The 18,306-nt window shown below is 62.8% G+C and carries 17 protein-coding genes; 3 read left to right on the top strand and 14 right to left on the bottom strand.

What is annotated here, in order from left to right; genetic code table 11:
* Positions 1-83: 83 nt before the first annotated feature.
* The 3 genes from EOC94_RS16165 to EOC94_RS16155 are packed head-to-tail and all read right to left on the bottom strand — an operon-like array spanning position 84 to position 3,002.
* A complete protein-coding gene (locus EOC94_RS16165) occupies positions 84-755 on the bottom strand; it encodes an ABC transporter ATP-binding protein (RefSeq protein ID WP_126106501.1) in 672 nt (223 codons plus the stop codon).
* Entirely contained in the window at positions 752-1,993 is a 1,242-nt protein-coding gene (locus tag EOC94_RS16160; RefSeq protein ID WP_095485221.1) for an ABC transporter permease, read from the bottom strand. The genes EOC94_RS16165 and EOC94_RS16160 overlap by 4 nt, the downstream gene beginning before the upstream one ends.
* A 7-nt stretch (positions 1,994-2,000) precedes the next feature.
* Positions 2,001-3,002 (bottom strand): efflux RND transporter periplasmic adaptor subunit, encoded by a 1,002-nt coding sequence (locus EOC94_RS16155; RefSeq protein WP_245329867.1) that lies wholly within the window; start codon positions 3,000-3,002, stop codon positions 2,001-2,003.
* Between the two features lie 174 nt (positions 3,003-3,176).
* Here EOC94_RS16155 and EOC94_RS16150 point away from each other — a divergent pair, with 174 nt between their 5' ends.
* A complete protein-coding gene (locus tag EOC94_RS16150; RefSeq protein WP_245461348.1) occupies positions 3,177-3,860 on the top strand; it encodes a TetR/AcrR family transcriptional regulator in 684 nt (227 codons plus the stop codon).
* A gap of 116 nt (positions 3,861-3,976) precedes the next feature.
* On the opposite strand, the gene EOC94_RS16145 is transcribed toward EOC94_RS16150, so the two are convergent.
* The 5 genes from EOC94_RS16145 to EOC94_RS16125 all read right to left on the bottom strand — a co-directional run bounded on the left by EOC94_RS16145 (position 3,977) and on the right by EOC94_RS16125 (position 9,706).
* Positions 3,977-4,375, bottom strand: a complete 399-nt coding sequence (locus tag EOC94_RS16145) for a cupin domain-containing protein (protein WP_185928248.1) — start codon at positions 4,373-4,375, stop codon at positions 3,977-3,979.
* 145 nt (positions 4,376-4,520) lie between these two features.
* On the bottom strand, positions 4,521-5,399 hold the full coding sequence (locus EOC94_RS16140; RefSeq protein ID WP_210212081.1) for a methyltransferase domain-containing protein: 879 nt from the start codon (positions 5,397-5,399) through the stop codon (positions 4,521-4,523).
* A gap of 206 nt (positions 5,400-5,605) precedes the next feature.
* On the bottom strand, positions 5,606-6,154 hold the full coding sequence (locus EOC94_RS16135; RefSeq protein ID WP_206616832.1) for a cytochrome c: 549 nt from the start codon (positions 6,152-6,154) through the stop codon (positions 5,606-5,608).
* A 142-nt stretch (positions 6,155-6,296) separates the two neighbouring features.
* Positions 6,297-8,819: a two-component system VirA-like sensor kinase gene (locus EOC94_RS16130; protein ID WP_127291706.1), complete on the bottom strand. Its 2,523-nt coding sequence runs from the start codon at positions 8,817-8,819 to the stop codon at positions 6,297-6,299.
* On the bottom strand, positions 8,816-9,706 hold the full coding sequence (locus tag EOC94_RS16125) for a cytochrome c peroxidase (RefSeq protein WP_164759029.1): 891 nt from the start codon (positions 9,704-9,706) through the stop codon (positions 8,816-8,818). The genes EOC94_RS16130 and EOC94_RS16125 overlap by 4 nt, the downstream gene beginning before the upstream one ends.
* A 59-nt stretch (positions 9,707-9,765) precedes the next feature.
* On the opposite strand from EOC94_RS16125, the gene EOC94_RS16120 reads away from it, so the two are divergent.
* Positions 9,766-10,743 carry a response regulator gene (locus EOC94_RS16120; protein WP_348627344.1) on the top strand — a complete coding sequence of 326 codons (978 nt, stop codon included), beginning with the start codon at positions 9,766-9,768 and terminating at the stop codon, positions 10,741-10,743.
* Between the two features lie 44 nt (positions 10,744-10,787).
* On the opposite strand, the gene EOC94_RS16115 is transcribed toward EOC94_RS16120, so the two are convergent.
* On the bottom strand, positions 10,788-11,090 hold the full coding sequence (locus EOC94_RS16115) for a DUF982 domain-containing protein (protein ID WP_095485556.1): 303 nt from the start codon (positions 11,088-11,090) through the stop codon (positions 10,788-10,790).
* Positions 11,091-11,406: 316 nt separating this feature from the next.
* Here EOC94_RS16115 and EOC94_RS16110 point away from each other — a divergent pair, with 316 nt between their 5' ends.
* Positions 11,407-12,864: an NCS1 family nucleobase:cation symporter-1 gene (locus EOC94_RS16110; protein ID WP_095485230.1), complete on the top strand. Its 1,458-nt coding sequence runs from the start codon at positions 11,407-11,409 to the stop codon at positions 12,862-12,864.
* Positions 12,865-13,018: 154 nt separating this feature from the next.
* On the opposite strand, the gene EOC94_RS16105 is transcribed toward EOC94_RS16110, so the two are convergent.
* The 5 genes from EOC94_RS16105 to tpiA form a co-directional block, all read right to left on the bottom strand.
* Complete coding sequence (locus EOC94_RS16105; protein ID WP_095485231.1) at positions 13,019-13,558, bottom strand: DUF1697 domain-containing protein; 540 nt, start codon at positions 13,556-13,558, stop codon at positions 13,019-13,021.
* Positions 13,559-13,576: 18 nt separating this feature from the next.
* Positions 13,577-15,214, bottom strand: a complete 1,638-nt coding sequence (locus EOC94_RS16100; RefSeq protein ID WP_095485232.1) for a CTP synthase — start codon at positions 15,212-15,214, stop codon at positions 13,577-13,579.
* Between the two features lie 137 nt (positions 15,215-15,351).
* Positions 15,352-16,482, bottom strand: a complete 1,131-nt coding sequence (locus EOC94_RS16095; protein ID WP_095485557.1) for a L,D-transpeptidase — start codon at positions 16,480-16,482, stop codon at positions 15,352-15,354.
* A 212-nt stretch (positions 16,483-16,694) separates the two neighbouring features.
* Complete coding sequence (gene secG / locus EOC94_RS16090) at positions 16,695-17,174, bottom strand: preprotein translocase subunit SecG (protein ID WP_095485233.1); 480 nt, start codon at positions 17,172-17,174, stop codon at positions 16,695-16,697.
* 286 nt (positions 17,175-17,460) lie between these two features.
* Complete coding sequence (gene tpiA, locus EOC94_RS16085; protein WP_095485234.1) at positions 17,461-18,228, bottom strand: triose-phosphate isomerase; 768 nt, start codon at positions 18,226-18,228, stop codon at positions 17,461-17,463.
* Positions 18,229-18,306 lie beyond the last annotated feature (78 nt).

Here is an 18,306-nt window from a genome sequence, read left to right as displayed (position 1 = left end):
ACGCCGGCGCCGAAGCTGTCGGAAAAGATGCCCTCGATCGCATCAACGCCCTGCCCCACGGCCCCGGCAACCGAAGAAGCTGATCAGCCGATCTTCCCGTCCACGATGTGAATGCGGCGATCCATGCGCGCCGCCATGTCGAGATCATGCGTAACCGCCACGACGGTCTTGCCGCGCTCGCGCACCAGATTCTCCAGGATTGCGAAGACCTGCTCGGAGCTCTTGCTGTCGAGGCTCCCTGTCGGCTCATCGGCCAGGATAAGCGGCGGGTCGTTGGCGAGCGAGCGTGCCACCGCGACGCGCTGACGCTGGCCGCCCGAGAGCTGGTCAGGCCGCTTGTCGAGATGCTCGCTGAGCCCCAGGGAGGAAAGCAGCTCCCCTGCCCGTTCGCGCATCTGAGGCCGCGCCAGTCGGCCCAGCTTGCGCATTGGGATTTCGACATTTTCGCGCGCCGTGAACTCCGGCAGCAGAAAATGAAACTGGAACACGAAGCCCAGCATCGAAAGCCTGGTCCGCGCGCGCTCCCTTTCATTCATCGGCTCGGTGTCGCGGCCGCCTATCCTCAACGTCCCAGCGGTCGGCCGGTCGAGCAGCCCGAGCAGATAGAGCAATGAGGATTTGCCGGAGCCGGAGGGACCGGTGACGGCGACGAATTCTCTCTCGTCGATCGCGAGCGTGATGTCCTTGACCAGCGTGACGGGAACCGTCTCAGGCAACACGCGCGTCAGTTTCTCGGCCTCGATGAGTGCGCTCATGACGCGCCTCTGATGATCTCGACAGGGTTCAGGCGCGCCGCACGGCGCGCCGGCAGGTAGCCGGCCACTGCCGCCGAGCCCAGCGCGAAAGCCGACGCGATGACGTAGTGCATCAAGCTCCAGGCGATCGGTAGCCGGGTCATCTCCTGGCCGGTCGCGGCGATCTCGAAGCGCACCAGCGACAGCGCATAGGTCATGGAGAAGCCGAGCAGCGCGCCGAGCACGGACCCGGCAGCGCCGATGGCCACGCCTTCCAGCAGAAAGAGCCGGCGCATGTCGGACTCCGGGAAGCCAAGCGATTTCATGATGGCGATATCGCGCGCCTTCTCATGCGTGATCGTGGAGATGATGTTGTAGATGCCGAAGCCAGCGACCAGCATGATCGCGCCGACGACGGTGTACATGATGACGTTGCGCACGACGAGCGCTTCGAGGATCGATTCATTCGCCTCCTGCCACGCCACGGCTTTGTAGCCCAGTTCGGCCTCGGCACGGTGCGCCACCGCCGGAGCGCGGTTGGGATCGTCGAGCTTGATGCGGATCTCGTTGATGGCGTTCGGCCGCGCGGAGAGGATCTGCGCGTTCTTCAGAAGCACATAGGCCTCACCTTCGTCGCGCGCGGTGGTGCCGGTGTGGAACAGGCCAGCGATCTTGAAGTTGCGCGTCAGCCCCTCGGAGGAGACCGCCGTTATCGTGTCGCCGAACCCGGCGCCGAGTCGGCTCGCCATCGTGTCGCCGATGAGCACGTTATTGCCGCCCGCGGCAAGTGCCGAAAAGCTGCCTTCGACGAAGTCTCCGACGATCGGCGACACGCCGGACTCGCGCTCCGGTTCGATCCCAATGATCGCCGCGCCCACTTCGCGGCTGGAATAGCGGATCACCCCTTGCGCTTTGAGGCTTGCCGCGAACCGGCCGGGAAGCCAGCTCTCGAGCCAGGAGGTTGCGGCGGTCGGATTGATGATGCCGCGGCGATCGTCGCGCGGCCTGAGCCCGGAGATCGCAACTGTCGCGAAGGCATCCTCGGCTGGCTGTCGGCGAGCGGTGCGCTGCTCGTCGGTGATGTCGACATGCGGCATCGTGTCGACGAGCTGCCTGACGAAATCGTCCTGCCCGCCCTGCATCAGCGCCGCCATGGCGATGGAGAATCCGACACCGACCGCAACGCCGATCACGGCAACCAGCGTCTGGCGACCGCGGCCGGCGATATGCGTGATGGCGATGTCGAAGATGAGCGGCATCGTAGCTTTATCTCTCCTGAGCGGCGGTGATGCTTACGCGCCCTCCATCGGCCAGATCGGCGGGATAGGGCGAGATGACGCGAGCCTTCTCGTCGACACCAACCTTCCCGTCGGCACCCGACAGAACCTCGACGCCATTGGTGCCGCGAATGCCCGTTCGGATTTCACGCCGCGAGGCCTTGTCGCCTTCGACTACGAACACCTTGTTCCCATCCATCGCAGCGGACGGGATCAACAGGGCATTTTTCGCAACGCGGATGACGATGTTCACGTCGGTCGACATGCCTATACGAAGCGGCGTGTCGTCCGGCAGGCGGAAACGGACGCGATAGGTCTTCGTCACCGGATCGCCCTTGGGCGTGATGCTGTCGACCACCGCTTCCAGGTTCTGCCTGAGAAACGCATCGGATTTAAGCAGCGCGCGCTGGCCGACCTCGACCCGGGGTATGTCCTCCTCGTTGACCTCGGCGACCACCAGGAGTGGCTTGGGCTCGCCGACCCAGAACAACACCGTGCCGAGCTCGGCGACTTCACCCACCTCGCCGTCCTGCCTGAGCACGACACCGGCGCTCGGCGCACGTAAGACGTAGGTGTCGAGTCGCGCTTTCTGTCCGGCAACCAGCGCCTCGATCTGGCCGAGCTCGCTCTGCGCACGATCGAGCGCCTGCTGGCTCGCCGCACGCCTTTCAGCAAGCACCGTCAGCCGCCGAAGCTCTTCCTGGGCAAGCGCCTGGCGCGCTTCGAGCTCGCCAAGCACGGCCCGGGCTTCGCTGTCGTCGAGCTTGGCGAGCACGTCGCCTTGTGCAACCCTCGACCCCTCGCAATTACATTGCTCGACGATCCTCTCGCGGACCACGGGAGTGACCTTGGCCCAGGTTTGCGGCTCGACGGAGCCACTCGCGTAAACGATTTCCGCCGCGTCGCCGCGTTGTGGCGTCACGACCGAAACCTTGGCCGGCTGCCACAGATACCAAGCGCCGACAGCGGCAGCCGCCGCGACAAAAACGATGCCAACAGTCCAGCGTAGCCGTCGCAAGAAACTCTCCCTCCATCATCGAATCCGAACGTAGGGCGATAGCAGACATAGCACTAGACCGACCGTCGGTCTATAAAAGTTGCATAAAGATACGGTTCGTGCTCCTCTTGCCCCAACCTGTACTTTGCGAGGTCGATTTTGCCCCGAGTGATAAAGCCGCCGGAGATACGATCCGCCGAACTCCTCGACTGTGCCCAGCGGCTGTTCTTCGAGCAAGGCTACGACAGCACGACGGTGAACGACATCATCCGCGAGGCCGGCCTGTCGAAGGGCGCGTTCTACCACTATTTCGCATCGAAAGAGGCTCTGCTAGAGGCGCTCGCCACACGTCTGGCGCGCGACAGTTTCACCGAGCTGCAACCCGTGCTCAACGATCCCTCACTCGATGGGCTTGGCCGGCTTAATGCGCTCTTTGCCGGTTCGCGGCGGCTGAACGTCGAGCTTGCCCCGCAATTGCGCAAGACATTTTTCGTCCTGTTCCGGCCCGAGAACCTTGCCCTCTTCCATCGGGTCGACCAGGCGGCCAGGGAATTGGCCATGCCGATAATCACCGACCTGCTCGGGAAAGGGAGCGAGGAAGGCATCTTCGACGTGCCCGACCCGGAAGCTTTTGCCGAGATGTTTTTGCAGCTGCGGCTGATCTTTCGGGATGTGATGCACCGCGCCTTGCTGAAGGCCGAGCAGGGCAATATCGACGAAGCGGCGCGGCTGCTCGACGACCGGCTGCGGCTCTATGGCATCGCAATCGACCGGCTTTTGAAGCTACCCGATGGAACGATAGAAGCGGCGCAACCCGGGTTTGCCCGGGCTTTCCTCGAATCAGGTCCGTGATCCGCCGAGCCCGCCAGGCCGCGGAGCAGCAATTCACCGCTTCGGTAGATCGGACCCACCCCGACCCAGCGACTCCTCGTACTGCCGTGGAGAGGGCTTTGCCGATGCTGTTCAAATCACGTCAGTGAAAGACCTACACTCGCATTCTCTTCCGGCGTCGCGTTCCAGTAGCCGTATGCCGCGGCAGTCTTCAGGAAATGCTGGACCGCTTCGGCTGAGGGAGGATCCGAATGCCTGCTTTCCCCGGCGGTCGGCTTTCCGACTTCCCGGAAGAACCGGCCTATCCTTGACGTGCTGACGAGGATCATCACGGCCGCCTCAGTCGACAGGTTTCGAAAGGCGTGCTTCGCCCCGCCCGGCACATGGAAAATGTCGCCCGGCCGGATCGATACCCAGACGAAGCCTTTCGGCGACTGCGAAAGCCCTTCGATCTCGCCGGAAATCTGGATGAAGGTCTCCGGGTCGGCGTGGCTGTGCAGCGGCACGGTAACACCCGGCGGGATGGTGCCGCGCATGACGCAAGGCTCGCCGTCGCGCGGCGCTGAGAAACTGGACCACAGGGCCCAGCACGTCGAGCGTCTCGACATTGCGAGGGTCGACGAGATGCGCCGCGCGCTCGCTGATGGCAGTGTCGAGCATCCGATATCTCTCTTTGGTTCGTTATCCCGGCGTATTTGTCCATGCGCCGACAAAGGGCGGCAGCATGATGCACATCTGCTGTTCGACAGCCTCGTTGCGCAGTCGCTCGGCGAGCGTGTCGACCTTCATTTCGGCAGCGGTCGCGGCACCGACGGCCTCGGCCATCGGCAGCAGGCCACGCAAGGTGCCCGCGATATAGTCGTAGATCGGCGAGTCAGGCCCGCTGCCGGCGAGGCCGGCGGAATTCAGCTGCGGCGCAGGCAGCCCTGCGCCGGCGAAAACCATGGGCAGCCTGCCACCCATGTCGACCTCGAAACCCGCCCGCTCGATCGTCTCGATGATCCAGCCGCGGCATTTGCTGAACAGCGGCGCCTCTGGAAAACTGCGGGCGAGCGGCATCGCCATTTCCTGGAAGGCGATGAGGCCACCCGGCCGAAGAAACCCGGCAAGCCTGCGCAGGGTTGCAGCCGGGTCGGGCAGATACATCAGGACCAGCCTGCCGATCACCGCATCGAAGGTCTCGTCGGGCGAGAATTTATCAAGCTCGCCCACAGTGAAGCGTGTCCAGTAACACTGGCCGGATTCGGTGGCGCGCCGCTCGGCAATGTCTACAGCCTCTGCCGAGCGATCGACGCCGAGCACCCTTCCGGTCGGTCCGACCAGCTTCCCGGCCAGCAAGGAGACGTCGCCGACGCCGCAGCCGATGTCGAGCACGCGCATGCCTGGTCCTATCCCCGCGCTGCGCAGGACATGCTCCGTAAGGTCGTGAATGAGCGCTCCCTGCAGCTCCAGGCGCTTGAATTCACCCTCCGTGTAACCCAAGGCATAGGGACGCGGATCCGTGGTGCTCTGATCGCGATCGATCTTCGGCGCGTGTTCGGCAAGCAGATTGTACATCATTTGACTCCATGATCGATTTATCTGGATTTGACTCCCGATTATCTGGCCCTCGGCTGCCATATGGCCGCCTGAGCTGGACCGTCACGATCGGAGATCAGTGCTACAAGGTGATTTCCGGAATCGGGAATTGCGTTACGACTGAAACACGCGGCCGTGTCTGACGTACCGCAGAGGCGGAGAACCCTCCGCCGGGCCTTAGGATGCGCCTATGACTTCGGAGCCTGCGGTACGAACACAATGTGCGGTGTCTTCGGCGGACGATCGGGCGGCACATAGTCTGGAACCGGCGTATCGTCTGCCGGCAGCGAAAGCACATATCGGTGTATGGCGCGCAGGTCGGCCTCGGTCATGGCACGCAGGTTGAACCACGGCATAGGGGGGCGCGTCTCGATTGTACGCGCTAACTGTACCCAGTCGTCCTCGTCCATGGTGCGCAAAAGGTAGCGAAGATTGGTTGGATAAGTCGTGCCCCACGGCCCATTGAAGCCGAGAGAGCCGCCGATCAGCCATCGATCCTCGGGGGCGTTGCCGGCCTTCTCCAAGTACCCTGGCGTGTGGCAGTCGTTACAGCCGCCAATTTTCACCAGGTATCGACCGTGCTCGATCGAGTCGGCCGCTGTCGCCGAACCCAGCCCATTTCGGTCGACCATCGCGACTGTGAGCACTCCGCCCAGCCCAAGGGCGGCAATTCCGATGAGAGCCCGTCGTATCATCAGCTTCTCCGGTTTGCTGCCATTTGACGCCGACGAGACCATGATCTTTTCCGAAAACCGGTTTCCATTTTTCAGGGATCATGGTTTGGGCGCAGGAGAAACATCGAACAGCCCGGCTACGGGTTGATTTCAGCCAGGGGGACTTTTGGTTACGTCTGTAACGAAGAAACCCACCCGACCCTGATCAGCCTGAATGCAGATGGCGGGCGAGGCATTTTGCAATGGCGGCCGGCAGCAGCGGCTTCTTGATGACTTCGCTTATGCCGGCTGCCGTCAGTTGACGCGATCGGAGCGGGCGGCCGTAACCGGTCATCAGGACAATTGGAAGGTCCGACCGGATCTCATGCAACTGGCCGGAGAACTCCATGCCTGTCATGTCAGGCATGACCTCGTCCGTCAGCACCAGGTCGAAGCGCTCCGGATCGGTGCGGAATGCATTGAGAGCCGCAGGGCTTCGGTCGAACCCGACGGGCTCGTAGCCAAGCGCGGCGAGCATCTCCTCGGCAAGTTGCATCAGCGGCGTGTCGTCGTCCACGACCAGGATCGTCTCGCCATTGCCATGCTGGATCGGAACCTCGGCGCCGGCGCCCTCGTCCTCGTCCGCATCGGTCGCAGCGGATTCGATCTGCGGAAAATAGACCTCGAAGATCGTGCCTTCGCCAAGTTGGCTCTTCACGTCCACCGCGCCTCTATGCGCCGCGACGATGCCGTGCACCGTCGACAGGCCGAGCCCGGTGCCTTGCCCCGCCGGCTTGGTCGTGAAGAACGGCTCGAAAATACGCTCGAGCGTCGCCTGATCCATGCCGCTGCCGTTGTCCCTGACGGCGAGGCGGAGATGGCGGCCGGCCGGCAGGTTTCCGTGCGAAAGCATCCGCGCCTCCACGAGTTCCGTCGTGTTGAGAGCGACCTCCAATACGCCGCGGTTGTTCATCGCCTGCGCCGCGTTGGTGCCGAGGTTCATCACCACCTGCTGAAGTTCGGTCGGATCGCCCATCATCGCGGCATCCGCGCCTGCAAGATGCGTCTCCACTGAAAGTGTGGCCGGGAACGAGGCGCGCAGCAGGTCGACCGCCTCCGCAACCACGGGCTGCGCCCGCAGCGCGTGGTGCTGCCGCTCGCGGCGACGGCCGAAGGCAAGGATCTGCTCCGTGACGTCCTGCGCCCGCCGGCCGGCCTTCATGATCTGCTGGACGTAGCGCCGCGCACGAGACTCCTTCAGCAGCACCGCCAGCGCCATCTCGCCATAGCCGAGGACGGCGCCGAGGATGTTGTTGAACTCGTGCGCTATGCCACCGGCGAGTATTCCGATTGCTTCCAGCCGCTGCGACTGGTTGAGCCGCGCCTGCAGCGCCTCGCGTTCACGTTCATTGTGCTCGCGCGCGATGGCATTGGCGAAAATCTCGGCGGCGGTGCGCAGCAGGGCGATGTCGTCGTCGGTCCAACGCTTTTCGTGCGTGACGGTATCGAGAGCCAGAAAACCTAGCCGCTCGCCGGCATGCGACATCGGTATGCACAGCCAGGATTGAAACTGGTGCGCCTGCAGGCATGCCTTCTCCCGCCCTTCAGGAAGGTCGCCGACGCGGGGAACGTCGATGCAGCCTTGCCGCTCGTGGCCCGCCAGCGTCCAGCGTGAAGCGAGCTCGATCATGTCTTTCGACAGGCGGGCCGGCGTGTTCCCGCTCGGACGGCGATAGAAGTAGCCTCCGGAAGATTCCGCATCTTGTGTGCGGCTGACGATAATCTGGGCGCCGTCGAGCCCGGCATGTTCCACCAGGCGCGCGAGGCCCTTGCTGATGCCGGCCCGGATGCGGTCGCGCGGCAGATTGATGAACTGGGTGGAGATCGAGGCGATCAGACCCTCGAATTCCAGCCGCTCGCGCAGGATCCGCGCATTGTGGCGCAGCCGGGCGAACAGATAGACCACATAGCACACGAGAACCAACGCGGCGATGTAGAGCAGCGTCTGAAACCGCGCGGCCCGCGCCGCAGCGCGCCCATGCGCATCGAGATAAAGGTCCTGCAGCGCGCGGGCCAGTTCGCTCGTTGGCGCAGTCTGTAGGCGGGCGACGAGGTCGTCGACCGCCGGAAGCCTGGTGACGATAAGCCGGCCGTGGGAGACGAGCGAGTGGACGTCGCTTGGCTGCACGGCATCGACGGACGGCTTGGCCAGCCGGTCGAGCGCAGCGGTCACTGCCCTTGCCGCCTCCGGTTGGGGATCGCTGATGAACCGCGACATTGTGATCATCAGGGCTCCGATCTCGACCGCTCGAAGGCCGTCACCCTCGCTCGTAAGCCGACCGCTCATGTAGTTGAAATAGTTCAGCGAGTTCTGCAGCAGCGCGTTGTCCGACTTGAACGCCTCGACAAGCGTTTCCTCGTCGCGCACCGCGGCGGCGACATCGGCGATCCCCCGGTCGATCTCCGCCCGAACTCCGCCGCTGGCGATGTCCCGGGCGGCTGGCAGCGTCTGCGTCGCAGCGTTCAGGTTCTCGATCGACCGCACAAGCGGATCGTAGCTGCGCAGCAGTCCCGTGCGTGCCCGCAACACATCGCGCTGGAGGGCGGCGTTATAGAGGATGACGGTCCTGAGAGCATCGAGCGTGCGTTCGTGGCGCGCGGCATCAGGAGCCGCGCCCTGCACCAGGAAATAGGTCAGGACGATGAGCAGGCAGGCGACGACCGGCGCCAGGACGCGTAGCGACTTCATTGCTGCAGACGATCGGCTGCGCTGGTCAACGGCTGGCCGCGATACTCGCCCGTCAGCGTCCCGAGGAATTCGACGATAAGATCGGCATCGCGCTGGTCGATCTCCCTGCCGAGCTGGTTCCGCGCCATGATCCTCACTGCCTGTCCAAGCGATGCGGTACGGCCGTCGTGAAAATACGGCGCCGTCACCGCGACGTTGCGCAGGCTGGGAACGCGGAACACATGGCGGTCGCTCTCGGCACCTGTAATGGCGAAACGGCCGAGATCCGCCTGGCTCAAGGTCTTCTGGCCGGCGAAGGGATCCTGGAAGATGCCGAACTTCTGAAACAAATTGCCTCCTACATTGGCGCCTTGATGGCAAGCGATGCAGCCATACGCCTTGAACAGCTGATAGCCATGTTCCTCGTCCGCCGTGATGGCGCCGCGCTCGCCCTTGAGATAGCGGTCGAAACGGGCGTTGGGCGTGATCAGCGAGCGTTGAAAGATGGCTAGGGCGTCGAGCACTTCCGCCTGGCCGGGGGCGGCGCCGTAGACGTCTGCGAATCGCTGCGAATAGTCCGGATCGGAGCGCAATTTCGGCAGCAATTCCTCCCAGCTCGTGTTCATCAGCCTGTCATCGAGCAAGGCTGCCTCGTTCTGCTCCTCGAGAGTGCGGAAATTGCCACGCCAGTTCAGCCGGAAATCGAGCGTTGCGTTGAAGACCGTCGGCGTGTTGAAGTCGAGCGGCTCGCCATCCGCCGCCGTGGAACGAGCCCTGCCGTCGTCGCCGCTGAGATCGAGCCTGTGGCAGCCGCTGCAGGCGATGACATCGTCATGTGACAGCCGGACATCGTTGAACAGGCTCTCGCCAAGTGCGATCTTCGCCTGGTCGGAAGGACCAATGCCCACTATCGGAGCAATCGGCTCGCCGATCGGAGGGGCCGGCTGATTAACCAAGGCCAACGCAAATGGTGCCGCCGCTGCCAGGCAAAGCGGAACAAAAAGCCCCGCACGAACCTTACCAATCTGCTCATGCGCCATCGAGTGAGCCTGTGGTATCCGATCACGAAGATCATCGGCGCTTACCAACAAATCGCCGAAAATCAACGGTAAGTCTAATAAAGCAACGGCTCGGTCATGGGTTCCATACGTGCGGACGGTCTGAGATGTCAGTCGAACAGAACACTCGCTACAAAGAGCAGTCGAAAGGCAGAATCGAACAGGCAGTGACGCCGAAGCATATTCTTGTCGTCGATGACGACCCCGAAATCCGCGAAATGCTCACCAATTACCTGGAGAGCGAGAACTTCAGGGTCAGCGCTGTCACCGACAGCCGGTCCATGTCGCGTGTCCTCAATGAAAGACCGGTAGACCTGATGATCCTCGACATGCGGCTTGCCGATGAGGACGGGTTTGAAATCATGCGGCAACTCGGCAGTCCGCCGGAAGCTCCCATCATCATTATCACCGGCCACAGGCGCGACGAAGTGGATCGCGTCGTTGGATTGGAACTCGGAGCCGACGACTACATCACCAAGCCCTTCAGCCTCAGGGAACTGCTTGCGCGCGTTCGCGCCGTGCTGCGGCGATCGGGGTCAACGCGCCAGAATTCGCGGGGCAAGAAGCACAAACGCTACCGCTTTGCCGGCTGGGAGCTCGACATGCGGATGCGGCGCCTGAAATCGCCCGCGGGCGAAACAACGCCGCTGACCGCGGGGGAGTTCAACCTGCTGGCAGCGTTCCTGCAATCGCCGCAGCAGATCCTGAGCCGCGAGCAGCTTCTCGCTGCCAGCAGGATTCACGACGAAGAGGTGTTTGACCGCAGTATCGACGTGCAAATACTGCGACTGCGCCGCAAGCTCGAGGTCAACCCGAGCGAGCCGAAGCTCGTTGTCACCGAGCGGGGCGCTGGCTACCTGTTCGCTGCCTCGGTTGAGGTGCTGTGACTTTGCCGTAGGCCACGTTCACGGCGGGGCGCAAATATGAAGGTTCATCGCCTTAGCGCATGCACGCTATCAATATTTTCGCCGCCCATCGGCAGCGCCATATCGTCGTCGAGCAAGCGCGTGATGCGGGCGAAGCCGGCAAAGGCCTTCCTTGCTTGCTCTGCCGACATCCGGCCCGCCAGAGCCGCGGAGCAGCAATTCACCGCGCATTGGTAGACTGGCCCCCGACGGCCTATTGGCCATTTACGCAAGAACCCCATCGCTTCGGCTACGCTATAAATTTCTTCGACAGGGCTTTCCTGCCCGCGCGAAATCCGCACAGGCGTAAAGAATTGCAGGCGATCCATCGTTTCCTCCCGGTCGATCGCTATGTGCTTGATCGAACCTTTAAACTCACGGCTGGCCATTTGGATTCCGGCAAACAGAGCCCGGAAAAAAGAGGTCGGGCTAAAATGAAGTCTCTCACATCGTTCGACCGAAATCGAATCACCAAACATGACAAACATGCGACGAACCGTTGCGCAGCGCCGATAAGCGCGATTCTCATTGAATATCTTTAAGGTCAAAGCCGGCAAATCAATCGGTTGCCGGTTCTCCAGCGTCAGGCTTAACCTGCGTAGTCAACGCGTGGAGGCGCGCGGCAACCAAGGGGAGGACATCGCAATGACCATACAAGGCGCATCACCCGACTTATACAACGAAGATCTCGCTCCGGCGAAGGTTCGAAACTGGGGACCGTTCTCGATCTTCAACGTCTGGACGTCGGACGTCCACAGTCTCTGGGGCTACTATCTGGCGGCAAGCCTGTTCCTGTTCTGCGGTGGCTTCGTCAACTTCATCATCGCCATCGGCATCGGTTCGCTGATCATCTACGTGCTGATGAACATGGTCGGCTATGCCGGCGTGAAGACCGGAGTGCCCTACCCCGTGCTTGCCCGCGCATCCTTCGGCATCTGGGGCGCCAACATACCAGCGCTGGTGCGCGCCATCGTCGCCTGCTTCTGGTACGGCGCGCAGACGGCGGCCGCGTCCGGCGCGATCGTGGCGTTGCTGATCCGATCGCAGTGGTTCGCCGATTTCAACCAGAACACGCATTTCCTCGGGCACACGGGCCTGGAGGTGATCTGCTTCGCGGTGATCTGGGCACTGCAGCTGCTGATCATCCAGAAAGGCATGGAAACGGTGCGCCGCTTCCAGGACTGGGCCGGACCGGCGGTATGGGTGATGATGCTGATCCTGGCGATCTATCTCTGCGTCAAATCCGGGACTTTTGCCTTCACCAGCGACATCCCGATGGACGTGCTGCTCGACAAGACCAAGGACGCTGGCGTGCCCGGCACGCCGGGCTCATGGACCTCGCTGTTCGCGGTGGCGGCGATCTGGGTGACCTATTTCTCGGCGCTCTATCTCAACTTCTGCGATTTCGCCCGCTATGCGCCGGACAAGGCGTCGCTGCGCAAGGGCAATATCTGGGGCCTGCCGGTCAACCTTATCCTGTTCTCGCTGGTCGCCGGCGTCACCACGATTGCCGCCTTCGACGTCTATGGCGAGGTGCTACTGCATCCAGACCAGATATCGGCCAAGTTCGACAGCTGGTTCCTGGCGGCGCTCGCCGCCTTGACCTTCGCCGTGGCGACGCTCGGCATCAACGTGGTGGCAAACTTCGTGTCGCCGGCATTCGATTTTTCCAACGTCTTTCCACGGCAGATCGACTTCAAGAAGGGCGGCTATATCGCGGCGTTGATCGCGCTGGTGCTCTATCCCTTCGCGCCATGGGAAGGCAGCGCCGCTTCCTTCGTCAACATCATCGGTGCGACGATGGGGCCGATCTTCGGTGTCATGATGGTCGACTATTACCTGATCCGGAAGGGCGAGGTCGACGTTGAGGCCCTCTACAGGGAAGACGGCGAGTTCCGCTTCCAGGGCGGCTGGCACGTCAACGCCTTCGTCGCCGCCGGTATCGGCGCGATCTTCTCCTCGGTCCTGCCGAACTTCACCAACTGGCTGCCGTCGTGGTGGGGCGTCTATGGCTGGTTCTTCGGCGTGGCCATCGCCGGCGCCATCTATTACGTGCTGCGTACGATGGCACTGGGCGCCAGGGCCAGGATGGCAAAGGCCTGAGCGGTTTCTGCCTTCTCCCCTTGTGGGAGAAGGTGGATCGGCGCGCAGCGCCGAGAGGGGTGTTCCAGCGGAGTGAGACGTTGGCGTTCCCTGGAACACCCTCATCCGTCGCCTTCGGCGACACCTTCTCCCACAAGGGGAGAAGGGAAAGCGCCTATCCGCCAACCATCTCCGCCAATTTGCGGACTGTGTTCCAGTTGCGCGACGTGCCGACACCGAGACGTTTATGGCTTGCCGCCGCAAGCAATCGCGAACTTGGCGTTTCGCGGGAAAAGACGACCCAGATGTCGCCGCTGACCGCCCGCATCTTTTCATCCTTGCCGACATAGGCGTCCAGCGCCGCGACGGCTTCCGCCGGAACGGGCTTGCGCATTACGCGCACCGCCACCTGGTCCGCGGCGGCAGCCGATTCGGCGGGAAACGGATTGCCGGCCGCAAGCATCAACCAGTCATTTGCGCAGCGCACGATGATATCGACATGGCGGCCGAAGGTTGCCTCGAACGCTGCTTCGAGCCGCCCTTCCAGCACTGCAATTTCCGTTTCTTGCGCCTCGAAGACCAGATTGCCGGTCGCCACCAGCGTGCGCGGGTTGCTCAGCCCCAGGCCTTGCGCCATAGCCCTGAGATCGGACATGACGACCCGGCGTCCCTCGCCCAGGACGATGCTGTAAAGCAGAGCGACATAGGTTTGCACGGCAGCCGGGCGGCAGGCCTAGACCAATCGCGACTGTTCCACTGCCGCTTCGATGAAGCTGGCAAACAGTGGATGCGGGTCGAGTGGCCGGCTTTTTAGTTCGGGGTGGTACTGCACGCCGATGAACCAGGGATGGTCTGGATATTCGACCGTCTCCGGCAGGACGCCGTCCGGCGACATGCCGGCAAAGACCAGGCCGCAATCCTCGAGCCGCTCCTTGTAGTCGACATTGACCTCATAGCGGTGGCGGTGACGCTCGGAAATCTGCGTGTCACCATAGATGTCGGCGATTTTCGAGCCCTTGGCGAGGTCCGCCTGATAGGCGCCGAGCCGCATGGTGCCGCCGAGGTCTCCGGTTTCCCTGCGCTTCTCCAGCATGTTGCCTTTCAGCCATTCGGTCATCAGGCCGACGACCGGTTCCTCGGTCGGGCCGAATTCGGTCGACGAGGCATGCTCGACGCCGGCCAGCGAACGCGCTGCCTCGATGCAGGCCATCTGCATGCCGAAGCAGATGCCGAAATACGGCACTTTTCGCTCGCGGGCGAACTTCGCCGCCAAGATCTTGCCTTCCGCGCCGCGCTCGCCAAAGCCGCCGGGGACCAGAATGCCATGGACCTTCTCCAGCCACGGCGCAGGATCCTCCTTCTCGAATATTTCGCTCTCGATCCAGTCGAGCTTGACCTTGACGCGGTTGGCAAGACCGCCATGCGACAGCGCCTCGATCAGCGATTTGTAAGCGTCCTTGAGACCGGTGTATTTGCCGACGACGGCGATGGTCACCTCGCCTTCCGGATTGTGGATGCGCTTCGACACCGCTTGCCAGGGCTCCATACGCGGCTTCGGCGCCGGATCTATGCCGAAAGCGGCCAGCACTTCCGAATCCAACCCTTCATTGTGATAGGCCATCGGCACGTCGTAGATGTGCGGCACGTCGAGTGCCTGGATGACTGCACTTTCGCGCACGTTGCAGAACAGCGACAGTTTACGGCGCTCTTCCCTAGGGATGGGACGGTCGGCGCGGACCAGCAGGATGTCGGGCGCGATGCCGATGCCGCGCAATTCCTTGACCGAATGCTGGGTCGGCTTGGTCTTCAATTCGCCCGCCGTCGGGATGTAGGGCATAAGCGTCAGATGCACATAGACGGCGTTGTTGCGCGGCAGGTCGTTACCGAGCTGGCGGATCGCCTCCAGGAACGGCATCGCCTCGATGTCGCCGACGGTGCCGCCGATCTCGCACAGGACGAAGTCGTAATCGTCATTGCCGTTGAGGACGAAATTCTTGATCTCGTCGGTAACGTGCGGAATGACCTGCACCGTGGCGCCGAGATAGTCGCCGCGCCGCTCCCGCTCGATGATGTTCTTGTAGATGCGGCCGGTGGTGATGTTGTCCTGCTGGTTGGCCGAGCGACCGGTGAAGCGCTCATAATGGCCAAGATCGAGATCGGTCTCGGCGCCGTCATCGGTCACGAAGACCTCGCCATGCTGGTATGGCGACATCGTGCCGGGATCGACATTGAGATAGGGATCGAGCTTCTTTATGCGCGCGCGATAGCCTCGCGCCTGCAAGAGGGCCCCAAGGGCCGCTGCGGCGATGCCTTTTCCGAGTGAGGAGACCACGCCGCCTGTGATGAATACATATCGCGCCATGGGAGTCATCGCTTAACGCGGCCGAATTGATTCCGCCAGAGAAAAAACCGCCGCGAAGGCTTTTTCCCAAGAAGGCGCTGTGGTGATGGATGAGCAAAACAAAAGGGCCGGCGAGGCCGGCCCTTTCGGCAGTATGGGTTAATACGTCAGATGATGACGACCTTGGTGCCGACTTTCACCCTGCGGTAAAGGTCCATGACGTGCTCGTTGATCATGCGGAAGCAGCCATTGGAGGCGCTCGTTCCGATCGACTGCGGCGCGATGGTGCCGTGAATGCGCAGATGCGTGTCCTTCTTGCCTTCGTAGAGATAGATGGCGCGCGCGCCGAGCGGATTGTCGCCGCCGCCGGGCATGCCGTCCTTGTACCGGCCATAATTCTTCGGTTCGCGCTTCTGCATGTCGAGCGTCGGGATCCAGCGCGGCCATTCCTGCTTATCGCCGACCGCGACCGTGCCCTTGAACTGCAGGCCGTCACGGCCGACGGCGATGGCGTAGCGGCGGGCCGTCGACGAGGACTCGACGAGATAGAGGCGGCGCGCGCTCGTATCGATGACGATGGTGCCGGGATTGTAGCCGGTGAACTCCACGCTCTGCGGCACGAACTCCGGCTTTACCGTGAACTGTTTCTTGGCTTCCTTCCTGGCGAGTACGGCATCAAGAGCGCGCGTCTCGGGGAGCAGCGACATCGAAGAGGACGAGGCGGTGCCGCCGAACAGACCGGCAAAGAGCCCGACGTTCTGCGGCTTCTGTCCGACCGGCTCGCTGCGCAATTCGCCGTTGTTGCGGACCAGCGCGACGTTCATGGCCTCGGCGGAAACTGGTTCGGCCGACTGGATCGGCGCGATGGGTTGAACCGGTTCGATGATCTTGACGGTCTTCTTCTTAGCCGGCTTGGCGTCGGCCAGCTGGGCAGGTTTATCTTTCTTGGCAAGGCCCTTCTTGGCAAGAAATGCCTGCCGTTCCGCGTCGGCCTTGGCTTTGGCCGCCTCCCGCATCGCCAGCTTCCTGGCTTCGACCGCCTTGGCTCGAGCGGCCTCCTTGTCGGCCGCGATCTTGGCTTCGAGCTTGCTGATCTGGGCAAGATCGTCCGAGGTCGGTTTTTTCTTCTTCTTGAGGAGTCTTAGTTGCGCCGTGTCGCTTTTGGCGGCGACGTTGACGACGTCAGTTGTCACTGCGGCTTTAGAGGCCGAATTGCCCGCCGGCATAGCCGCGTAAGCGGGCGCACCAAGGCTGAGCACGGCACAAAGGCCGGCTAAAATGAAGCTGCGAAGCTGCATGGCGAAGATCCGATCGTTCAATGCTTGTTGCCCACGGCGTCGCCCGGCGTCCCCCAAGGACCCCGAAAGTGCCGCGCGCAATCTATAATCGATTAAGCGGAGACGCCTCAAGCGCCCTGTCGTGCCGTGCCCGGTCGAATCGTCGTGATCGTGCGGCATTTGCCGCGACTGTGTTCAAACAACAACAGATCGCGGCGCCGGACGCCTGCCGATTACTGGTTTGGGACCTGCGGCGTTACTGGCAGGGTGACGCCGTTTGTGGCCGGCGGTGTGGTCGAACCCGCTGCAGGCGGCGCAGCGGGAGCCGGAGCTGCGGCATCATTGCCGGAAGGTGGCGTTGGTGCCGTGTTGCCGGAAGGTGCCGTGTTGCCGGAAGGCGGCGTCGGCGCCGTGGTGCCAGGCAACTGGTTGAGCACGCCACCACCCGCGCCGTTCGCCGCCGGCACGCGATCGAGAATATCGATCGGCTTCTCGCCGTAACGGGCGATGATCGACAGCGTCAGCGAGGTGGCGAAGAAAGCCGCGGCCAGGATCGCCGTCGCCCGCGTCAGCGCGTTGGCGGCGCCGCGCGCGGTCATGAAGCCCGATCCGCCGCCGATGCCGAGGCCGCCGCCTTCGGAGCGCTGCAGCAGCACCACACCGACAAGAGCGAGCACGACCATGAGGTGGACGACGATTAGTACGGTTTCCATAGTTTATCCTGGCAAAGCCTTGCGCGGCCGTGGATACGACCGGTGATTTGGAGGCGGCTCAATACAATGCTTTGACGGCATTTCCAAGCCCGTGGCCGGAATATGGGAAGCAATGCGCCCTTTGCAACGATTTCCGCTGCGGCATGGCCTATCCGAGGTGCCCGACAGGATCTGGCTGCTACGAGATATTTCGATAGGCTTCGGCGATGCCGAGAAAGTCCGCCGCCTTCAGAAACGATTTCCGCTGCGGCATGGCCTATCCGAGGTGCCCGACAGGATCTGGCTGCTACGAGATATTTCGATAGGCTTCGGCGATGCCGAGAAAGTCCGCCGCCTTCAGACTGGCGCCGCCGACCAGCGCGCCGTCGACATTTTTCACGCCAAGCAGTTCGACGGCGTTCGACGGCTTGACCGAGCCGCCATAGAGGATACGCATCTTCGCCGCTGCACTGCCAAGCTTTTCCGACAGTTTTTCGCGAATATGCGCATGCGCCTCCGTAACGTCGGCGGCGGTCGGCGTCAGCCCCGTGCCGATCGCCCATACCGGCTCGTAGGCGATGACGGTATTCGACGCCGTGGCGTTGGGCGGCACCGAGCCGGCGATCTGGCGCGACAGCACGTCGAGTGTAGCGCCAGCTTCGCGTTCGGCTCTCGTCTCGCCGATGCAGATGATGGCCACCAGCCCGGCCCGCCACGCAGCGGACGCCTTGGCCTGAACGATCGCGTCGTCCTCGTTGTTATCGGCGCGGCGTTCGGAATGACCGACGATGACGTGGCTGGCGCCCGCATCTTTCAGCATCTCGGCCGAAATGCAGCCGGTATGGGCGCCGCTCTCCTTGGTGTGGCAATCCTCGCCGCCGGCCCGGACCGGCGTGCGCGACAAAATCTCTGCGGCGTGCGCAAGCAGCGTCGCCGGAACGCAGACCAGCGCTTCGGTCTCCGCATCGAGCCCACTCATGAAGCCGTTGCCGATCATCCTGAGTTCGTTGAGCGAGGCGCTGGTGCCGTTCATTTTCCAGTTGCCTGCGACCAGCGGGCGGATTCCTGGCGTCATGGGATTTGTTTCTCCGGGCAACATTCGGCTGCGTCCTCACTACCAAACTCAGCCCACAAAGCAATCGACAGTGGGCCG

The organism is Mesorhizobium sp. M6A.T.Ce.TU.016.01.1.1, assembly GCF_003997065.1.
Lineage (GTDB): Bacteria > Pseudomonadota > Alphaproteobacteria > Rhizobiales > Rhizobiaceae > Mesorhizobium > Mesorhizobium mediterraneum.
Note: the sequence above shows the minus strand (reverse complement) of the source record. Positions and strands in the feature narration are given on the sequence as shown.

Coding starts and splice junctions, on each gene's coding strand:
- EOC94_RS16160 (WP_095485221.1), bottom strand. CDS start 1,993: ATGCCGCTCATCTTCGACATCGCCATCACGCATATCGCCGGCCGCGGT.
- EOC94_RS16145 (WP_185928248.1), bottom strand. CDS start 4,375: ATGCGCGGCACCATCCCGCCGGGTGTTACCGTGCCGCTGCACAGCCAC.
- EOC94_RS16165 (WP_126106501.1), bottom strand. CDS start 755: ATGAGCGCACTCATCGAGGCCGAGAAACTGACGCGCGTGTTGCCTGAG.
- EOC94_RS16110 (WP_095485230.1), top strand. CDS start 11,407: ATGACCATACAAGGCGCATCACCCGACTTATACAACGAAGATCTCGCT.
- EOC94_RS16120 (WP_348627344.1), top strand. CDS start 9,766: ATGGTGCCGCCGCTGCCAGGCAAAGCGGAACAAAAAGCCCCGCACGAA.
- EOC94_RS16095 (WP_095485557.1), bottom strand. CDS start 16,482: ATGCAGCTTCGCAGCTTCATTTTAGCCGGCCTTTGTGCCGTGCTCAGC.
- EOC94_RS16135 (WP_206616832.1), bottom strand. CDS start 6,154: ATGGTCTCGTCGGCGTCAAATGGCAGCAAACCGGAGAAGCTGATGATA.
- secG (WP_095485233.1), bottom strand. CDS start 17,174: ATGGAAACCGTACTAATCGTCGTCCACCTCATGGTCGTGCTCGCTCTT.
- EOC94_RS16130 (WP_127291706.1), bottom strand. CDS start 8,819: ATGAAGTCGCTACGCGTCCTGGCGCCGGTCGTCGCCTGCCTGCTCATC.
- EOC94_RS16115 (WP_095485556.1), bottom strand. CDS start 11,090: ATGGATCGCCTGCAATTCTTTACGCCTGTGCGGATTTCGCGCGGGCAG.
- EOC94_RS16140 (WP_210212081.1), bottom strand. CDS start 5,399: ATGATGTACAATCTGCTTGCCGAACACGCGCCGAAGATCGATCGCGAT.
- tpiA (WP_095485234.1), bottom strand. CDS start 18,228: ATGACGCCAGGAATCCGCCCGCTGGTCGCAGGCAACTGGAAAATGAAC.
- EOC94_RS16100 (WP_095485232.1), bottom strand. CDS start 15,214: ATGACTCCCATGGCGCGATATGTATTCATCACAGGCGGCGTGGTCTCC.